Source organism: Paracoccus sp. SCSIO 75233 (genome assembly GCF_027912675.1).
GTDB lineage: Bacteria > Pseudomonadota > Alphaproteobacteria > Rhodobacterales > Rhodobacteraceae > Paracoccus.
Window position 1 is genome coordinate 349,671 of record NZ_CP115757.1, and the last position, 18,585, is coordinate 368,255.

Genomic DNA, 18,585 nt, shown 5'->3' on the forward strand with positions numbered 1-18,585 from the left:
AGACGTAACGGGTAATTGTGACAGAGATATAGAGCGGGCCATCAATCGTTGCCTCCGATGTTTGCAGGTCGCTGATCCACAGACCGCCGCAGATATTGATTTGAAGGCCATGTCACTCGCTATTCGCAGAAAATTTCACAAAACCGTTCTGGTGTGCATTTTCCGGCTGACCCCATATCTGAAGATTAAACCAGCCTCGCCCCTTCTTTCGCCGCCTCAATAAACCCCGCAAACAGCGGCGCGGGATCGAAAGGTTTCGACTTCAGTTCCGGATGCGCCTGCACGCCGATGAACCAGCGGTGATCGGGATATTCGATCGCCTCCGGCAGTTTTCCGTCCGGTGACATGCCCGAGAAACACAGCCCTGCCGCCTCCAGCTGGGGAATATGGCTGCTGTCGACCTCATATCGATGGCGATGGCGATCCTCGATTTCCAGCGCGCCGTCATAGATTTCCGAAATCTTCGATTCCGGTTTCAGGATCGCCGTATAAGATCCCAGACGCATCGTTCCACCCTTGTCGTCATGAACGGAGCGCTGGACCGTGTAGTTGCCCTGAACCCATTCCTTCAGGTGGTAGACAATGGGTGTAAACCGCGTTTCGCCGGCTTCGTGATCGAACTCCTCCGAACCTGCGTCTTCGATACCGGCCAGATTGCGCGCGGCCTCGATCACCGCCATCTGCATGCCAAGGCAGATGCCCAGATAAGGCACATTCTTCTCGCGCGCATATTTCGCGGCTGTAATCATGCCTTCGGTCCCGCGTTCGCCAAAGCCGCCGGGGACGATGATGCCGTGATAGCCGTCCAGAAGGTGTAGCCCGCCTTCGGCCTCGATATCCTCGGCGGCGATCCAGTCGGATTTCACCTTCACGCGGTTGGCCATGCCGCCATGCGTCAGAGCCTCTGCAATGGATTTATAGGCGTCCTCAAGCTGAGTGTATTTGCCGACAATGGCGATCTTCACCGTGCCGTCAGTGTTGGTCAGCCGGTCCATCACGTCTTCCCAACGGGTCAGATCGGGACGTGGGGCCGGGCTGATGGCGAAGGCGTTGAGCACCGCCTGATCCAGACCGGCGCGATGATAGGCCAGCGGCGCCTCGTAGATGGAGTTCAGGTCATAGGCAGGGATCACCGCATCGGGGCGGACGTTACAGAACAGCGCGATCTTGGCCCGCTCCTTCTCCGGGATCGGATGTTCGGAGCGGCAGACCAGTACGTCAGGCGCAAGGCCGATGGATTGCAGTTCCTTGACGCTGTGCTGGGTCGGCTTGGTCTTCAACTCTCCGCTTGCTGCCAGATAGGGCAGCAGCGTCAGATGCATCAGGATGCACTCGCCGCGCGGGCGTTCATGGGTGAACTGGCGGATGGCCTCGAAGAAGGGCAGGCCCTCGATATCGCCGACCGTGCCGCCGATCTCGCACAGCATGAAATCGACCTCGTCGTCACCAATGGCGATGAAATCCTTGATCTCATTTGTGACGTGAGGAATGACCTGAATGGTCTTGCCGAGATACTCGCCGCGACGCTCTTTCTCCAGCACGTTGGAATAGATTCGGCCAGATGAAATCGAATCGGTCTTGCGCGCGTGAACCCCGGTGAAGCGCTCGTAATGGCCGAGGTCGAGATCGGTTTCCGCGCCGTCATCGGTCACGAACACCTCACCATGTTCAAAGGGCGACATGGTGCCGGGATCGACGTTCAGATAGGGGTCCAGCTTGCGCAGCCTGACGGTAAAGCCCCGGGCCTGCAACAGCGCGCCAAGCGCAGCCGAGGCCAACCCCTTGCCGAGGGAGGACACAACGCCGCCGGTAATGAAAATGTAACGCGCCATACGGCCCCCGTGAGTTCTCGAATCGTCGTTCAATGCGGCCGCATGAGAGCGCCGTTCACGGGATTAAAGATATAACCGAAATCTCCCGTGGCCGCAATGCGGGCCGCAAGCTGTCGTGGGGGAAAAAACATCTCCCCCAAGGTGTTGTTGTGATCAGTTCGCGGGCGGAGGCGTGGCGGGCGCTGCCGGTGCCTCGCCGGCCGGGCTTTCCGCCGTTGCCGGGGCAGGGGCTGCGGTCCCCGGTGCCGCGGGCGGCGTTGCGGGTTGACCGACGCCGGGGGGCGGCGCGTAGTTCTCCAGCCCGGTGCTGCCAGTGTCGCCGCTTTCCTCTTCCGCCGTGCCAGTGCCGATATCCAACTGGTCCAGAACCGATCCGCCTGTCGCGTTACGCGCGGCAATGACCGTCAGCGTGATCGAGGTAATCAGGAACCCGACCGCCAGCAGCCATGTAAACTTGCTGAGCGCGTTCGCGGCCTGGCGCCCGGTCATGACACCGCCGCCCCCGCCGCCGCCCATGCCGAGCCCGCCACCTTCGGAGCGTTGCAGAAGCACAACGCCGATCAGCAGCAGCGCGAGAATCAGGTGGACGGTCAGGATGACGTTTTCCAAGACACGGGCCTTTCGATTGCGGACGGGCCTATCTAGTCAGCATGTTGCCGCTTGGCAAGCGGGCCAGCGACAGCATTAGGCCGAAAGGCGGATGGCTCAGGCCAGCCCCTTCTTCCCCATATCCAGAAATTTCTGCCGCCGGTCCTTCACCAGTTCTTCCGGCGTCTTCCCGGCCAGTTCCGTCAGCATCGCTTCGATCTCCTTGCCGACCGATGCAATTGCGGCCTCCGGGTCGCGCTGTGCGCCGCCCAGCGGCTCGGCGGCGATCCGGTCGATCACGCCAAGCTGTTTCAGATCCTGCGCGGTCAGGCGCAGCGCCTTGGCGGCGTCCCGCATCTTCTCCGTGTCCTTCCACAGGATCGAGGCGCAGCCTTCGGGCGAGATCACCGAATAGATCGAATGTTCCAGCATGGCGATCCGGTTGGCCGTTGCAAAGGCAACAGCCCCGCCCGATCCGCCCTCGCCGATAATGGTGGAGACCAACGGAACTCCGATCTCAAGGCATTTCTGGGTGCAGCGGGCAATGGCTTCGGACTGGCCGCGTTCTTCGGCACCCTTGCCGGGATAGGCACCCTGCGTGTCGACCAGCGTGATGACCGGCAGGCCGAAACGATGCGCCATGTCCATCAGCCGGATCGCCTTGCGATACCCCTCGGGCCGGGCCATGCCGAAATTATGCAGAAGGCGGGATTTCGTGTCCGATCCCTTCTCATGGCCGATAATGACACAGGGTTGATCGTTGAACCGTGCCAGACCGCCCATCACGGCATGGTCATCGCCGAAGGCCCGGTCACCGGCAAGCGGCGTGAATTCGGTGAACAGCGCGTCGACATAGTCGCGGCAATGCGGGCGTTCCGGGTGTCGCGCGACCTGCGTCTTGCGCCACGCATCCAGATCGCCATAAAGATCCTTCAGCAGGATTTCGGCTTTTTTATCAAGGGCGGCGGCCTCTTTTTCGACATCCACGCCTTCGTCGTCACGGCCCATGGCGCGCAATTCTTCGGCTTTGCCTTCGATATCGGCCAGCGGTTTTTCGAAATCGAGATAGGTCATCCGGGGCTCCAGTCAGGTCGCCACCTATATGCGGGGAAGGGCCGATAATTGCAACGCATGACGCTTGCCGGTCGGGGTCGCGTCGCCTATCTCATGGCCATGAGATTACCATTCGTAAACCGTCCCCCGCGTGTCAGCGTCGTCCGGCTGCAAGGCAGCATCGGCATCCCCGCCCGTAACGGAGCGGCAGGGTTGAACGATGCAGCCCTCGCGACTGCCCTTGAAAAAGCCTTTACCAAGGGAAAGCCGGTCGCTGTGGCGCTTGCGATCAACTCGCCCGGCGGCTCGCCCGTGCAATCCTCGCTGATTGCTGCGCGGATCAGGCGGCTGGCTGAGAAACATGAGGTTCCGGTCCACGCTTTTGTCGAGGATGTGGCGGCCTCCGGCGGGTACTGGCTTGCCTCTGCCGCGGACAAGATCTGGGCGGATGAATGCTCTGTTGTCGGCTCCATCGGGGTGATCTCCGGTGGTTTTGGATTTCAGGACTTCATTGCCCGCCACGGGATCGAGCGGCGTATCCACACGGCCGGCGCGTCGAAATCGCAGCTGGATATGTTCCGCGCCGAGAAGCCCGAAGATGTGGAGCGGCTGAAACGGCTGCTGGACGACATGCACCGGATTTTCATCGCGCAGGTCAAATCGCGCCGTGGCGAGCGGCTCGCGGCACGGGACGAAGTTTTCAGCGGCGAGTTCTGGCTCGCCCGCCGTGCGCAGGATTTGGGGCTGATCGACGGTATCGCACATCTTGGCCCGAAAATGCGCGAGGTTTTCGGTGACAAGATCCGCTTTCAAAGCTTCGGTGCCCGCAGACCCTTCCTGCGCCGCTTCGGTGTCTCGGGCGAACAGATAGCGTCCGACGCCATCGCGGCGATTGAGGAACGCGCCAGCTTCGAGCGGTTCGGCCTGTGATGATCAAGGGGGTGGTCATCATCCTGCTGCTGTTCGTGGCGCTTGGACTGGTTTCCGGGCCGGGCTTCCGGCGCGTCATAGCGAAGCTTCTGGGGCTGCCGAACCGTGATCGTTGACATACTCCTTATCCTCGCCGGTCTGGGATTGCTGGTTCTTGGCGGCGATTTTCTGGTGCGGGGCGCGGTTGCCCTGGCGCTGCGTCTGGGTATTGCCCCTGTGATCGTGGGGCTGACCGTGCTGGCCTTCGGCACTTCGGCGCCTGAACTGATCGTCTCCGTTGCCGCAGCGATTGGTGGCCAGCCCGCCATCGCGCTTGGCAATGTCGTCGGCTCCAATATCGCCAATGTGCTGCTGATCCTTGGCGCGACCGCCCTGATCGCGCCGGTGCTGAGCCATGATGACGAACTCAAGGTCAGCTGGCGCTACGCTGTCGCTGCGTCCGTGCTGCTGATCGCGCTGTGTTTTGCCGGGCCTCTGATATGGTGGCACGGTGTCGTGCTGCTGGCAGGTCTGGCGGCGACGCTGACCATGCAGATCCGCAGCGCGAAAGCCGGCAAGGGCGAAGGACCGGAACTGGAGGTCCAGAAATCCAGCGCCGGGAAAATCGCGATCTGGCTGGCGATTGGCATGATCGCCCTGCCGATTGGTGCGCGGCTGCTGGTGGATGGCGCATCCGACATCGCCCGCGCCTTCGGGATCAGCGAAGCCGTGATCGGCCTGACACTGGTCGCCATTGGTACGTCGCTGCCGGAACTGGCCGCCTCCGCGACCTCCGCCCTGCGGGGGCGGGCGGATATGGCTATGGGTAATGTGATCGGGTCGAACCTGTTCAACATCCTGTCGATCATGGGCATCACGGCATTCTTCGGCCCGCTTGAGGTGCCGGAGCAGATGCTGCGCTTCGACCTGTGGTTCATGCTGGCCTGCACATTGCTGGTCGGACCATTCATCCTGCGCCATATCCCTGTCAGCCGTCTGGCGGGCGGGGCGTTGCTTGCGATCTATGCGCTTTACACCCTTTGGTTGCTGGTATGAACGTCGCACTTGTGACCGGCGCGGCGCGGCGGCTTGGTCGGGAGATGGCGCTTTGCCTGGCGAAAGCGGGGTATGACGTTGCCATCCATTACAACGCCTCGCGCGAGGAGGCGGAGCAGACCGCACGGGATGCAGGCCGTCTTGGCGTCCGCGCCGTAGCCTTTGCCGCGGACCTGCTTGATCCGGATGCGGTTGAGGGGCTGGTGCCGCGCGTCGCGGGCGAGATGGGGCAGCTTTCGGTGCTGGTCAACAACGCCTCGCTTTTTGCCTATGACGATATCCAATCCGCAAGCCGGGACAGCTGGGACCGGCATATCGGCTCCAACCTGCGGGCGCCGTTCTTTCTGGCCCAGGCATTCGCCGCGCAGGCGCCGGCAGCGGATCGCAGCGGCACTGAACCCGTTCCCCGGGCGCTTGTCATCAATATGGTCGACCAGCGCGTCCTGAAGCCGACGCCGGAATTCCTGACCTACGCCATCGCCAAGGCCGGGCTGTGGGATCTGACCCGGATGCTGGCACAGGCGCTCGCCCCCGACATTCGCGTGAACGCCATCGGGCCCGGGCCGACGCTTCAGGGTCGACATCAATCCGCCGGGGATTTCGCGGCAGAGCGTGGCGCGACGATCCTGCGACGCGGTGCCGATGGCAGCGATGTGACCGATGCGCTTCTGTATTTCCTGAATGCGCGGGCGGTCACAGGCCAGTTGATCTGCGTCGATGGCGGTCAGCATCTGGTCTGGCAGGACAACGGTATACCGTGAGTTGAGATGCTGCAGGCGCAGATCAATTCGACGGGATTATCCACCTGTCATAGGACAGCTATAAATACGTCAAGATTCTGTCTTAAAAATCAGTCTCTTGCTCTCTGGAAAATAAAAAACCGTGAATATTCAGCCCGCTGAGAAACTGCCCAAAAACTAGTCAATGTCCAAGATACCGGCTATTTATGGGCAAAACGCATGATCGCCACAGCTCACCCACAAGCTTATCCACAGAATCCGTGGACAGGTTTCGAGTTGATATCGGGCGCTGAAACTTGCAGACCACCTCCAGAATCACCCATTTGACAAAGATGACCGATTCCACCCCCAGACAGACCGGCCACGCCGTCATCGCCGATTACCTCCGCACGCTGGATTCCAGCCCCGGCGTTTACCGGATGCTCGGCGAGAAGGGCGATGTGCTTTATGTCGGCAAGGCGCGAAATCTGAAGGCACGGGTCTCCAGCTATGCGCGCGAACACGGCCATACCGGCCGGATTGCCCGGATGATCCGCGAAACACACTCGATGATGTTTCTGACCACCCGGACAGAGACCGAGGCGCTGTTGCTGGAACAGAACCTCATCAAGCAACTCAAACCGCGCTACAATGTGCTGCTGCGCGACGACAAATCCTTTCCGAATATCCTCGTCGCCAAGGCGCATCCTTTTCCCCAGATCAAGAAACATCGCGGCGCGAAAAGCGAGAAGGGGGATTATTACGGCCCCTTCGCCGGGGCGGGGGCGGTGAACCGGACGCTGAACCAGTTGCAGCGGGTCTTCCTGCTGCGCAACTGCACGGATGCCGTGTTTGAAAGCCGCACCCGGCCCTGCCTGCTGTACCAGATCAAGCGGTGCAGCGCGCCTTGCGTGGGCCGGATATCGGAACAGGATTACGGCGCGCTTGTCGAGGATGCGGAGCTGTTCCTCAAGGGCCGCAGCACCAAGATTCAGGCCGATCTCGCCGCTGAAATGGCAGCGGCGGCGGAGGCGATGGAATATGAACGCGCCGCCGCCCTGCGTGACCGGATCAAGGCGCTGACCGCCGTGCAATCGGTGCAGGCGATCAACCCACGCGGGATTGCCGAGGCGGATCTGGTGGCGCTGCATATGGATGGCGGGCAGGCCTGCGTTCAGGTGTTCTTCATCCGCGGCAACCAAAGCTGGGGCAACCGCGACTTCTATCCCCGCCTCGGCGGTGCGGAATCGCCCGATGAGGTGATGCAGGCCTTCCTGATGCAGTTCTACGACAACAAGGTGCCGCCGCGCATGGTGCTGCTGAGCCACGGTGTCGAGGATATGGACCTGATGGCGGAGGCGCTGTCGGAAAAGGCCGGGCGCAAGGTGGTGCTCGGCGTGCCTCAGCGTGGTGAAAAGGCCGAGATGGTGGAGAACGCGCTGCGCAACGCCCGCGAATCTCTCGCCCGGCGCATGTCGGAAAGTGCCGCCCAGATGCGGCTGCTGGAGGGGCTGGCGGAAGCCTTCGATCTGCCCGCCACGCCGCAGCGGATCGAGGTCTACGACAACTCGCATATCATGGGCACGAACGCTGTCGGCGGCATGGTCGTAGCGGGGCCGGAAGGCTGGATCAAAAGCCAGTACCGCAAGTTCAACATCAAGGGGACGGAGATCACGCCGGGCGACGATTTCGGCATGATGAAAGAGGTGCTGACGCGGCGCTTTTCCCGCCTGCTGAAGGAAGACCCCGACCGGCAGGGGGAGACATGGCCCGACCTGCTGCTGATCGACGGCGGTGCCGGTCAGGTCAGCGCCGTGCATGAGATCATGGCCGATCTCGGCGTGGAGGATATTCCGATGATCGGCGTCGCCAAGGGCGTCGACCGCGACCACGGCAAGGAGGAATTTCACCGCTTCGGCCAGCGCCCCTTTGCGCTGCGCATGAATGACCCGGTGCTGTATTTCATCCAGCGCATGCGGGATGAGGCGCATCGCTGGGCCATCGGCACGCACCGGGCGAAACGGGCCAAGGCGGTCTCAGCCACCCCTCTCGACGAGGTGCCAGGCGTCGGCGCGTCTCGCAAACGCGCGCTTCTTGCGCATTTCGGTTCGGCAAAGGCCGTCAGCCGCGCCGCCGTCGCCGACCTGACCGCCGTGGACGGCATCAGCGAGGGGCTGGCGCAGAAGATATATGATCATTTTCGGGGGTGAGGGGTGCTGCTGTGTGGGACAGAACCACCATTGCGCGCAGGTCGTTGGAGATCGGCTTTGCGGACAACCGCCCCGGTGCCGCAGACTTTTTGAATGAAGTCCAGCTTCAGTTTATTCGTGTTGGGTGGTCACGTCTTCGGCTTCGCAATTGGCGTAATCTAACACTTCATCTGCAAACTGCTGGATGTCATTCGAAAAGGCCAGTGCTTCGTTGGCATAGTCGATGGCTTCCTGCGCAAAAATAAGCGCCTCCTCGTAATAATCCTCTAGGTCCTCGACGTATTCCTCAACCTCATCGAAATAGGCGTTAAGTTCATATTCGTCGCAATCGTGTGTCCCTGAGTAGCTGTACGAGGACAGGCAGTACGGAACGTCCGGTTTTTGAAAACTTGATGGCGCACTAGGCTCATAACCTGAGAAAGACGGCTCCGATGCATAAACGGACGGTTCACTGCAATACGAAAAGGAAGCGGTCGGGGCGCTGGCAATCAGCCCTATCACACCAAATCTAAAAAGCGGCTTCAAATCTACTCCTCCTTGGTCCTTGAGTGCCTACCAAACTTTTTTGAAGAAAATCAGGCCCGGTGACCATTGGCAACAAATAACCCCAGCAATGTGAGGCACGGAGGACGATCACCAGGTTTGAGGATGGCCTTGGATTCCCAATGCCCTCTGCGACCTGATTATACCGTGTTGGGGTCGCGGGATCCGAGGATTGCTTAATGCCCAGAGCAGCCTTTTAGACCATGCGCAGCATTTGGAACTTAGGGCTCCAAGCCGACATTTCCCCTCATATACCGCCCGCTCGTCCATCCTGCTGCTTCCGCCCGCAGCCTCGCCCGGAACAATGGGCGGGCGCTTGCCCTATTTCGACCCCGGCACAGCCCGCCCCCAGCAACAACACCCAACCCTACCCCGCCTGAATAAACCTCAACCGATCCAGCGCGCCCTGTAAAATATACCCCGCCGCGACCTGATCTATCACCTCGGCGCGGCGGCGGCGGGAGGTGTCGGCTTCCAGCAGCGCACGTTCTGCGGCGACCGTCGACAGCCGCTCGTCCCAGTAGGTGAGGGGCAGATCGGTCAGCCCGGTCAGGTTGCGGGCGAAGGCGCGGGTGGATTGGGCGCGCGGCCCCTCGGTCCCGTCCATATTGCGCGGCAGGCCGAGGACCAGCCCGACCAGCCCGCGATCGGCGGCGATCTTCAGCAGCGCCTGGGCGTCGAGGGTGAATTTCTTGCGCCGGATCACCGTCAGCGGGGTCGCCACCTGCCGCAGCCCGTCGCTGACCGCCACGCCCAGTGTCTTCGTGCCGAGATCCAGCCCCGCCACAGCCCCGGCGGCGGGCAGGGCGGCGGCGAAATCGGTGATCTCCTCGAAGATCATTCGCCCAGCCCGGCCTCTGCTGCGGCGGCGTCGATCAGCGTCAACGCCTCCGGCTGATCGGCAAATCGCGCCTGCGCCTCGGCATGGATGGCGCCGGCCTGTTCCGTGTCGCCCAGCACCCCGAGGGCAGAGATCAGCCGCGCCCATTCCTCCGCGCTGCCGCCCTCCGTCGCCAGCCGGTCCTGTAGCTGATCGACCATGCTGCGCACAAAGGCCGCGCGATCTTCCGGCGTCATATCCGCCGCGGCGGCCATCGCATCGGCGTCGGGGCCGGGCATGGCGGGGGCGGATTGGGCCATTTCAGGCGGCACATAATTCGGCTCGCCCGCCATCCATGCGACATCCCCGATGACCTGCCGCACCGTCATCGCCCAAGGCGAGCTTGACGGGGTATCCTCCAGCAGCTGCGCCCAGATCGGAAAGGCGCGGTCGGGGCGGCCATTCTGCGCCTCAAGCAGCCCGGCCATGTAGCGGGCCTGCGTATTCTGCGGATCAAGCTGCAAGGCGCGCGCGAGTTCCGCCTCTGCCTCGCTTGTGATCACACCCCCGGCGGCCTCGGCCATCAGCCCGGCGAGGAAAGCGTGATCCTCTGCCGTCGCCCGGTCGCCCAGCACCGTGACCAGCCGCGCCTGCGCCTCCTTCGCGGCGAGGACATTGCCCAGCCGCACCTCGTTACGGGCCAGCAGCGCCAGCCCCTGCGGATCGTCCGGGCGCTCGGCCACTGCCGCGCGAAGCTGGTCGATGAGCTGTGCGAATTCCGGGTCCGGTTCTGGCAGATCGGGCCGGGGACGGCGCGCCGCCTCCGCCTCGGCCTCCTGCTGGGTGGGGCGGCTGGCATAGCGCTCATCGGCGGCGGTGATGCGCGATGCCAGCGGCATGTCGGGCCGTGCCGGCGCACCGAGCCAGGCATAAATCCCTGCACCTGCTGCGATCAGCCCGACCAGAACCGCGATGGCGACCGCGCCGTGGCGCCCGCCGGAGCCGCCTTGTGCGGCTTTTTCCCGCGCCAGAGCCCGGTCGGCTTCCAAAATCTTCCGTCCGATTTCAGCCCGCAACCGCCCGGCCTCCGCAGGGTCGATCACGCCGCGCGACAGGTCACGCTCGACCTCCTGCAACTGACCGCGATAGACGCGCAGATCAAACGCAGCGGCGGGTTCGGCCTCCGCCCGCGAGCTGCGCCAGAACGGCAGCAGGATTGAAACAGCGATGATGATCGTCAGGGCAGTGGCGAGAAGCCAGAACATGGGCGCTCCTTTCGGCTGATCGTTAGTTAAGCCGTTTGTCCCGTCAGAAAAACCCCGGTTTTGCGCGGACGATGCGGCGAAAACCCGCCTTCCATGCGGCAGATGGCAGCAGCTTGTGGAAACAACGGCCAAGTTGTGCATTGTCTTGGCCGAAGCAATCGCAATTGGAGTGATTTCATGGCTACCGAATCGAACAACAAGAATCTCTATTGGATCATTGGCGCAGTGGTCGTCGTGGTGCTGCTGATCATCTGGATGATGAGCGGCGGTGACGACGAGGTCGCGGCGGAAAGTGACAGCGGTGAAGCCGCCATCGTCGTTGAAGAAACCCCGGCCGAGGACGCGGTTGAGGTGGAGACCCCGGCGGAGGGCGAAGCGGCTGAAGAAACCCCTGCCGAGTAAGCGTCTTTTCCTGAAAGACTGTCACAAAAAGAATGACCCCGGAGCGACGCTTCGGGGTTTTTCCTTATTTACGCCATATGTTAAGCCTCGGCGCAGGAACCCGCAGCGTGAAGGTCGCGTTGCGTGGGTGACCGAAGCCGGGCGGGCATTTTGCCGCGCCCCCGATAATGAGGATTGAACCATGGCCTTTACGCTTCCCGATCTTCCCTATGCCCATGATGCGCTTGCCGATCTGGGTATGTCCAAGGAAACGCTGGAATTTCACCACGATATTCACCACAAGGCCTATGTCGATAACGGCAACAAGCTGATCGCCGGGACCGAGTGGGAAGGCAAATCCGTCGAAGAGATCGTCAAGGGCACCTACCAGTCCGGCGCGGTTGCGCAGAACGGTATCTTCAACAATGCCAGCCAGCATTGGAACCACACCCAGTTCTGGGAAATGATGGGTCCGGGCGGCGATACCATGCCGGGTGAGCTGGAAAAGGCGCTGACCGAGAGCTTTGGTTCGGTCGACAAATTCAAGGAAGAATTCGCCGCAGCGGGTGCGGGTCAGTTCGGCTCTGGCTGGGCGTGGCTGGTCAAGGACAGCGATGGCAGCCTGAAGGTGACCAGGACCGAAAACGGCGTGAACCCGCTTTGCTTCGGGCAGACCGCGCTGCTGGGTTGCGATGTGTGGGAGCACTCCTACTACATCGATTTCCGCAACAAGCGTCCGGCTTATCTGGAGAACTTCCTGAGCAAGCTGGTGAACTGGGAAAACGTCGCAGGACGCATGTAATTTTCTTTAAATTACAATGATCTGGCCCGCCTTTCATGGCGGGCCTTTTCAGTTCTGCGAACGCTCGAAACGGGCCCGGCTGAGCAGGTTTCCGTCGCTGTCCACGGTCAGGCGGAGGACTTGCCGGCGGTAGAAGAAGGACAGGCGGAAGCGGCCTTCATCGGGGCCTTCGCCGCGTTCTGTGCGGGTGGTGATGGCGCCGGTGGACATGGCGCGGGCGATGGCGTGTTCGGGCAGGTCGAGCCCTTCGGCAATGGTTGCCGCATCGACGGTGAAATCCTCGCCGTTCCGGGTGATCTCCGCCATGATCGGGCCTCCTTCGGGGTTGCCAGCACGCGGTCGCTGCCTGCTACACTGGGCCGAATATAGCCTTTGCGGGACGGGTGATGAAATGAGCGATGACAAGCCGGAACGCGACTATGCCTCGCCCGTGTGCTTGGCCGGGGAAATCGCTCCGGATTATTTCGATCCGGGCCGGGTGGACGAACGCGCCGCCGCCGATGCCGACCGCTGGCGCAAGGCGGAGCGGGCGCGGCTGATCGCGGCGCGCGGGACGCTGGACGAGGCGGCGCGCGCCGCCCGTGACGCAGCGATTGCAGCCCATCTGGACCGGGTTCTGGCGGAGCGGTTTTCGGGTGCTACTGGCAAGGTTTTGGCGGGTTACTGGCCGATCCGGGGTGAGCCCGATCTGCGCGGCTGGATGGCGGCGCTGACCGGGCAGGGCCTGCGGCTGGCGCTGCCGGTGGTGGTCTCGCGCGACGCGGCGCTGATCTTTCGCCCTTGGACGCCGGATGCGGCGATGCGGGCCGGTCTGTGGAATATCCCGGAGCCTGACACGGATGAGGTGGTTCAGCCTGATCTTATGCTTGCCCCGACCGTGGGCTGGGATTCGGCGCGCTACCGGATGGGATATGGCGGCGGGTTTTACGACCGGTCGCTGGCCAGCCTGCGGCGCCGGCCCTATGCGATTGGCGTGGGGGAGGAGGCTGGACGGCTGCGGACGATTTACCCGCAGCCCCATGACGAACCGCTCGACCTGATCGTGACCGAGGCGGGGATCATCTGAGCGCAGCTTAAGAGGATATTGCCGGGGCGTTCGGTGCGTGCGCAACGCGGCGGGGCGTTTGCGCCGGATACCCCGGTATTTGCTGGGTTTGGGGCTGCACAGCCCGTACACAGCCCGTACACAGAGCGTACACAGATGTTGCGTAAGTTCGGGCCGATTCTGTCAGGAAAGGAAAAATCATGCGTTGGCGGGGCGTCAGTCATGTTGAGTTCTCGGTGATCGATTACGAACGCTCGGTCGCGTTTTACGACCAGATGTTCGGCTGGCTGGGCTATCGCAGTTTCTGGACGATGGATATCGGCTACCGCTCGACCTATTACATGGCGCGGTTTCCGTTCCCGCACAGCTATATCGGGATTCAGCCCGCCAAAACCGGCGGCAAGCTGGATCACGCGGCGCGGGCGACGGGGATCCATCATATCGCGCTTTGGGCCAGAAACCGGCGCGAGATCGACCGTTTCCACCGTGATTTCCTGTTGGCGCGGGATATTCCGGTGACCGATGCGCCGAAAGAATACACGCTGTATGCGCCCGGCTATTACGGTGTGTTCTTCGATGATCCGATCAACGGCATTCACTGGGAACTGGCGCATACGCCGTTGGTGGCCGGGATCGGTGCCTGGCGGCGCTATTTCCGGGAGATCAAGGCGCAGGAGGCGGCGCATCCCGACTGGCAGGGTTCCTTCGCGAAAGAGGGGATGCGGTCGCTGCCGGGGAAAAGCGATCCTCCGCCGCAAATGTGACAAAGAGCGTCAGTCGCCCGTCATGAGGGTGGGCTGAAGGTAACGAAGAATCGGCCCGTCGTTTTTCGATCCGATGAGCGGTGACCCGGCTGCGGTCCCTTTATCGTCCGGGCGTTTGCTGCCGCAACGGTTGTGGCCGGTTCAACCTGCTTGACATCGCGAAAACATAAGAGATAAATGGTTCGCATAGCGGACATATCGTTCGCATTTTCTATTCTAGGTAGATGTCGGGTGTTGTTCTGCGCCTGACAGGAGGTCTGGGGAGGGCCTGCGAAACAAAATTCATCAGCGAATTTTGGGGCGCGTGCCGTCCTTTCCTTTCTTGGGAGGGGGAGAACGACAATGAGAGGGTCTGTCATCGGGAGTGCGCGCCCAGGTCTTTTCGGGGTGATGTCGGATAATATTAAAATCATAAATTTTCCTGAGAGTGAAATGTCGGTGTGCTTGACGCTACGCAGAATGTTCGATGCCGCTCGCGGCCCATCGGCGATGCGCCGGCGATATGATCTGGTCAAGGGTGCGCGCGGGCGTGACTGTAATCTGCCGCGAATGGATGTCGACCCGGCGCTGGCTGAGGCCGATAGGATTCAATCTATAAGAAGTCCGCATAGCGAAATGGCCGCAGCGGTCAAAGAGATATGACAAGCCGCGTGATCTTTGGCATCGGCGGGGGTCCGGCGATCCGGTCTGGGGTGATGACCGGCACCGTCGGTATCGCTGTGCTGGCCGGGGCCTTGTTGAACAATCCGGTTATCGGAGGGCGCTCAGCGCCTTCCGCGCCACCCGTGCAGGAGGAGTAGAATGGATAAACGTGTCGCAAATCTGGCCGAGGCGATCGAGCAGATCCCTGACGGGGCGTCGATCATGGTCGGCGGCTTCGGCAACTCGGGTGCGCCCTTCGGTCTGATCAATGCGCTGATCGAGCATGGTGCGAAGGATTTGACGATCATCTCGAACAATGCCGGTGCCGGGGATTTCGGGCTGGGCCGGTTGCTGAAAGAGGGGCAGGTTGCGAAATTCATCTGTTCCTATCCGCGCTCCAGAGGGTCGATCTGGTTCGAGAAAGCCTATGCCGCAGGCGCGATCGCGCTGGAGATTGTCCCGCAGGGCACGCTGGCCGAACGGATTCGCGCGGCAGGTGCGGGGCTTGGCGGGTTTCTGACGCCGACGGGATTTGGCACCCGGCTGGCCGAGGGAAAGGAAACCCGTGTGATCGACGGCAAGGGCTATGTGTTCGAGCTGCCCCTGTCGGCCGATTTCGCCCTGATCCGTGGCGAGCGGGGCGATAAATGGGGCAACGTGAGCTATCACGGCACGGCGCGGAATTTTAACCCGGTCATGGCCAGCGCCGCCCGGACGACCATCGCCGAGGTGCGGCATCTTTCGGATGAGCCGCTGGACCCGGAAAGCGTCGTTTCGCCGGGTATCTTCATTCACAGCATCGTCGAATATGGAGTGCGCCCATGAAATCCCTGACCGATCATGAGCTTGCCGCCCGTCTTGCGCTGGATATCCCGGATGGGGCCTATGTGAATCTCGGGATTGGCAAGCCGACCTATGTCTCCTCTTATGTGCCTGCGGATCGGGAGGTTCTGTATCACTCCGAAAACGGGATTATCGGCGTTGGCCCGACCCCGGATCTGGGTGAGGAAGATGCCGAGCTGATCGACGCAAGCAAGCGGCTGATCACCGTGGCCCCCGGCGCGGCGTTTTTCGACCATCCCGAGAGCTTTGCGATCATGCGCGGCGGGCATATCGATATTGCGGTTCTGGGGGCGTATCAGGTCGCGGAAAACGGCGATCTGGCCAACTGGGCGACGATGGACGAGAAATTTCCGCCCGCCGTCGGTGGCGCAATGGATCTGGTCGTGGGCGTGCCGCAGATCTTTGTCATGATGAGCCATGTCAACAAGGATGGCAGTCCCAAGGTGTTGAAGCGCTGCACCTATCCGCTGACGGGGCTGGGTGTCGTCAACCGGATCTATACTGACCTTGCGGTGCTTGAGGTGACGGCTGACGGTTTCAGGCTGGTCGAGCTTGCGCCGGGCAACTCGCTGGAGGAGGTGCAATCGGTCACTGAGGCCCGTATCCTGCCGCCGGCGTGACGATCTGCTGCCGCGCCGGGGCGGGTGGTGACCGGCTTGCCGGATCGCCGGTCTTTGCGGCGCGGCGTTCGGGTGGGTCAGGTCTTGCCGAGGCCAGAGACGGCGCTGCGCAGCCTGTCGCCATATTGTTCGTGCAGTTCCTCGGGCGAGATCATGAAGGACGGTCCGCCGATATTGACGCCATAGATCGAGGTGCCGTCGAGGGAGCGGACCGGGGCGGCGATGGAGTTGATCTCCGGTTTCCACGCGCCGAAGCTGGTGCAATATCCGTAGCGGTCAAAATCCTCGACCGCCTGTTTCAGGCTGCGCTCCATACGCTCGCGCTGGCCGGGGAATTCCGCGACCGCTTTCTGAAGGATCGTTTCCCGATCCTCGTCGGGGCTGCCTGCCAGTATCGCCCGACCGATGCCGGAGTAGAAAAGCGGCAGCCGGGCGCCGACGTCGATGGAGATCGTGACGGCCTGCCGCGACCGCCGCACGGCGAGATAAACCGCGCGGGTTCCGCTGCGCTCCGCCAGGGCGACGGTGATATAGGGGTTCGGTCCCCGGCAAAGCTCCGACATCTGCTCGCTGAAGCGTTCCGATATGTCTGTCGCGGCCAGGGTGCTGAAGCCCAGCTGAAGCACTTTCGGCCCGAGCCGATACTCTCCGCTTTCGTCGCTGCGCAACAGAAAGCCGGTTTTCATCAGCGTATAGGTGAGGCGGGAGACCGTGGGCCGGGCGAGGCCGGTGCGCTGCGCGATCTCATGATTCGACAGGTACCGGTCGTTCCGTTTGAAACAGGCCAATATGTCCAGGCCGCGGGCGAGTGCGGTAACGAACTGGCGGTCTCCCTCTTCCGAGATATGTGGTTCGTTACTGAGCTCGTTCATGGCGCGACACTGTCCGGTTGCAAGGTTGTGATTGCCGGACATCTTAGCCGATGGCGCCCGACAGATGCCAGAGTAACCGCATTTTGGGGTGCGAATCAATTTCGCTTTGTGTTCAGGGGGTCTGCTATGCGGTCAGGCTGAGGGCGGGGCTTTGGCGTTTTATGCAGTGTAAGCAGTGATTTAGGGGGAAATATTTGAATTTAATGAAAAAGCCTTTCAGATTCTTGCGTCGCCAATATCAGATAATATCAATGATAATCATAAAGTTACAATAATTATCTCAAGTTAGCGCAGAAAATCGATTTGGTCCGGGGTGTTGTTTTCATTCAAAGAACTTGACGTTTGGTTCCTTTATGTTATTAGTTCGCTATGCGGACGAAAAGATCGCATTGCGAATGGGATGTGGTTCGCGTCATGTTGGAGTGGAGGAAACAAATGTTTTTCGCAAAAGGCGCCGTCTGTGCGGCCGTGTTGACGGCGAGTGTCGCGGTCCCGGTCGTGGCGAATGAGATCGAGTTGCCGCGTCAGATGTCCTGGACCGCCTATGACACCGGCTCTGCCGGGTTCAATCAGGCGGTTGCCATCGGGGGCGAGATCCAGAAGGCCACCGGCACCAGCCTGCGTGTGCTGCCCGGCAAGAACGACATTTCCCGGACCGAGCCGCTGCGTCAGCGCCGGGTCGAGTTCTCGGCCACGGGCGTCGGCGGCAGCTTCATGGCGCAGGAAGGCGCGTTCGAGTTCAGCGCGAAGAACTGGGGGCCGCAGCCGGTTCGTGTGGTGCTGGCCAATTCCGGCGGCGAGATCGGGTTATCCGTCGCTGTTGCCGGGGATGCGGGGATCGAGGTGCCTGCGGATATGCGTGGCAAGCGGATGGCCTGGGTTACGGGCGCTCCGGGGCTGAACCTGAATATCGAGGCATATCTGGCGCATGCCGGGCTGACCTGGGACGATGTCGAAAAGGTCGAGTTCGGTGGATATGGTGCCTCCTGGACGGGTCTGATCGAAGGTCAGGTCGACGGCGTCTTCACCTCAACCAATGCCGGCCCGGCCTATGAGGCCGCTGCCGGTCCGCGTGGTCTGGGATGGGTCAAGATCGACCCGGCGGATGAAGAGGGCTTCAAGCGCATGACGGATGTCGCGCCGTTCTTTGCCCTGACCCATGTCACGGTCGGCGCGAATATCGACGGCACGGACGGCTTCGATGGCGCAACTTACGCCTATCCGGTGCTGACGGCGATGGCCGATACGGACGCGGATATGGTCTATAACATGACCAAGGCGCTGGTCGAACTGTTCCCTGAATATGACGGCAAGGCGCCGGGCATCAGCGGCTGGAACATCGACAATCAGGACTTTACCTGGGTCGTGCCCTATCACGACGGTGCCGTCGCCTATTTCAAGGAGATCGGTGTCTGGAGCGATGAGGCGCAGGCCCGCAACGATGAGCTGATCGAGCGGCAGGGTGTGCTGAAGGCCGCCTGGGACAAGCTGGCCGAAGAAAATCCCGAAGATTGGGAAGCGGTATGGGCGGAGACGCGTCGCAAGGCGCTTGCCGATGCTGGCCTGCAGGTCGTTTTCTGAACCCGACCGGCCGGGTCACGCCTGATCCGGCCCTTCAATT

20 protein-coding genes are annotated in these 18,585 nt (G+C 61.8%); 12 read left to right on the top strand and 8 right to left on the bottom strand.

Annotated features, from left to right (window positions below):
- Positions 1-185: 185 nt before the first annotated feature.
- The 3 genes from PAF12_RS01760 to PAF12_RS01770 all read right to left on the bottom strand — a co-directional run bounded on the left by PAF12_RS01760 (position 186) and on the right by PAF12_RS01770 (position 3,494).
- Positions 186-1,832, bottom strand: a complete 1,647-nt coding sequence (locus PAF12_RS01760; RefSeq protein ID WP_271108303.1) for a CTP synthase — start codon at positions 1,830-1,832, stop codon at positions 186-188.
- Positions 1,833-1,985: 153 nt separating this feature from the next.
- Positions 1,986-2,441 carry a preprotein translocase subunit SecG gene (gene secG / locus PAF12_RS01765; RefSeq protein ID WP_271108304.1) on the bottom strand — a complete coding sequence of 152 codons (456 nt, stop codon included), beginning with the start codon at positions 2,439-2,441 and terminating at the stop codon, positions 1,986-1,988.
- Positions 2,442-2,537: 96 nt separating this feature from the next.
- A complete protein-coding gene (locus PAF12_RS01770) occupies positions 2,538-3,494 on the bottom strand; it encodes an acetyl-CoA carboxylase carboxyltransferase subunit alpha (RefSeq protein ID WP_271108305.1) in 957 nt (318 codons plus the stop codon).
- Between the two features lie 93 nt (positions 3,495-3,587).
- On the opposite strand from PAF12_RS01770, the gene PAF12_RS01775 reads away from it, so the two are divergent.
- From PAF12_RS01775 to uvrC, 4 genes are all read left to right on the top strand, one after another.
- A complete protein-coding gene (locus PAF12_RS01775) occupies positions 3,588-4,403 on the top strand; it encodes a S49 family peptidase (RefSeq protein ID WP_271109626.1) in 816 nt (271 codons plus the stop codon).
- A 105-nt stretch (positions 4,404-4,508) separates the two neighbouring features.
- On the top strand, positions 4,509-5,438 hold the full coding sequence (locus PAF12_RS01780) for a calcium/sodium antiporter (protein WP_271108306.1): 930 nt from the start codon (positions 4,509-4,511) through the stop codon (positions 5,436-5,438).
- A complete protein-coding gene (locus PAF12_RS01785) occupies positions 5,435-6,199 on the top strand; it encodes an SDR family oxidoreductase (RefSeq protein WP_271108307.1) in 765 nt (254 codons plus the stop codon). The genes PAF12_RS01780 and PAF12_RS01785 overlap by 4 nt, the downstream gene beginning before the upstream one ends.
- Positions 6,200-6,510: 311 nt before the next feature.
- Entirely contained in the window at positions 6,511-8,367 is a 1,857-nt protein-coding gene (uvrC, locus tag PAF12_RS01790; RefSeq protein ID WP_271108308.1) for an excinuclease ABC subunit UvrC, read from the top strand.
- A 111-nt stretch (positions 8,368-8,478) separates the two neighbouring features.
- Here uvrC and PAF12_RS01795 read toward each other — a convergent pair whose 3' ends face one another.
- The 3 genes from PAF12_RS01795 to ccmI form a co-directional block, all read right to left on the bottom strand.
- Entirely contained in the window at positions 8,479-8,892 is a 414-nt protein-coding gene (locus PAF12_RS01795) for a hypothetical protein (protein ID WP_271108309.1), read from the bottom strand.
- A gap of 385 nt (positions 8,893-9,277) precedes the next feature.
- Positions 9,278-9,751 (bottom strand): Holliday junction resolvase RuvX, encoded by a 474-nt coding sequence (ruvX, locus tag PAF12_RS01800; RefSeq protein ID WP_271108310.1) that lies wholly within the window; start codon positions 9,749-9,751, stop codon positions 9,278-9,280.
- Complete coding sequence (gene ccmI, locus PAF12_RS01805; RefSeq protein ID WP_271108311.1) at positions 9,748-10,995, bottom strand: c-type cytochrome biogenesis protein CcmI; 1,248 nt, start codon at positions 10,993-10,995, stop codon at positions 9,748-9,750. Before ccmI ends, ruvX begins: the two co-directional genes overlap by 4 nt.
- Positions 10,996-11,172: 177 nt before the next feature.
- On the opposite strand from ccmI, the gene PAF12_RS01810 reads away from it, so the two are divergent.
- Complete coding sequence (locus PAF12_RS01810; protein ID WP_271108312.1) at positions 11,173-11,397, top strand: hypothetical protein; 225 nt, start codon at positions 11,173-11,175, stop codon at positions 11,395-11,397.
- 181 nt (positions 11,398-11,578) lie between these two features.
- On the top strand, positions 11,579-12,178 hold the full coding sequence (locus PAF12_RS01815; protein WP_271108313.1) for a superoxide dismutase: 600 nt from the start codon (positions 11,579-11,581) through the stop codon (positions 12,176-12,178).
- Between the two features lie 48 nt (positions 12,179-12,226).
- On the opposite strand, the gene PAF12_RS01820 is transcribed toward PAF12_RS01815, so the two are convergent.
- A complete protein-coding gene (locus PAF12_RS01820) occupies positions 12,227-12,484 on the bottom strand; it encodes a DUF6522 family protein (RefSeq protein WP_271108314.1) in 258 nt (85 codons plus the stop codon).
- Between the two features lie 85 nt (positions 12,485-12,569).
- On the opposite strand from PAF12_RS01820, the gene PAF12_RS01825 reads away from it, so the two are divergent.
- The 5 genes from PAF12_RS01825 (at position 12,570) to PAF12_RS01845 (ending at position 16,092) form a co-directional block, all read left to right on the top strand.
- Positions 12,570-13,244 carry a 5-formyltetrahydrofolate cyclo-ligase gene (locus PAF12_RS01825; protein ID WP_271108315.1) on the top strand — a complete coding sequence of 225 codons (675 nt, stop codon included), beginning with the start codon at positions 12,570-12,572 and terminating at the stop codon, positions 13,242-13,244.
- A 179-nt stretch (positions 13,245-13,423) separates the two neighbouring features.
- A complete protein-coding gene (locus tag PAF12_RS01830) occupies positions 13,424-13,987 on the top strand; it encodes a VOC family protein (RefSeq protein ID WP_271108316.1) in 564 nt (187 codons plus the stop codon).
- A gap of 638 nt (positions 13,988-14,625) precedes the next feature.
- Positions 14,626-14,787, top strand: a complete 162-nt coding sequence (locus PAF12_RS01835; protein WP_271108317.1) for a hypothetical protein — start codon at positions 14,626-14,628, stop codon at positions 14,785-14,787.
- Between the two features lies 1 nt (position 14,788).
- A complete protein-coding gene (locus tag PAF12_RS01840) occupies positions 14,789-15,454 on the top strand; it encodes a 3-oxoacid CoA-transferase subunit A (RefSeq protein WP_271108318.1) in 666 nt (221 codons plus the stop codon).
- On the top strand, positions 15,451-16,092 hold the full coding sequence (locus PAF12_RS01845; RefSeq protein ID WP_271108319.1) for a 3-oxoacid CoA-transferase subunit B: 642 nt from the start codon (positions 15,451-15,453) through the stop codon (positions 16,090-16,092). The genes PAF12_RS01840 and PAF12_RS01845 overlap by 4 nt, the downstream gene beginning before the upstream one ends.
- Before the next feature lie 77 nt (positions 16,093-16,169).
- Here PAF12_RS01845 and PAF12_RS01850 read toward each other — a convergent pair whose 3' ends face one another.
- A complete protein-coding gene (locus PAF12_RS01850; protein ID WP_271108320.1) occupies positions 16,170-16,964 on the bottom strand; it encodes an IclR family transcriptional regulator in 795 nt (264 codons plus the stop codon).
- A gap of 435 nt (positions 16,965-17,399) precedes the next feature.
- Here PAF12_RS01850 and PAF12_RS01855 point away from each other — a divergent pair, with 435 nt between their 5' ends.
- Complete coding sequence (locus tag PAF12_RS01855; RefSeq protein WP_271108321.1) at positions 17,400-18,545, top strand: TAXI family TRAP transporter solute-binding subunit; 1,146 nt, start codon at positions 17,400-17,402, stop codon at positions 18,543-18,545.
- Positions 18,546-18,585: the final 40 nt, after the last annotated feature.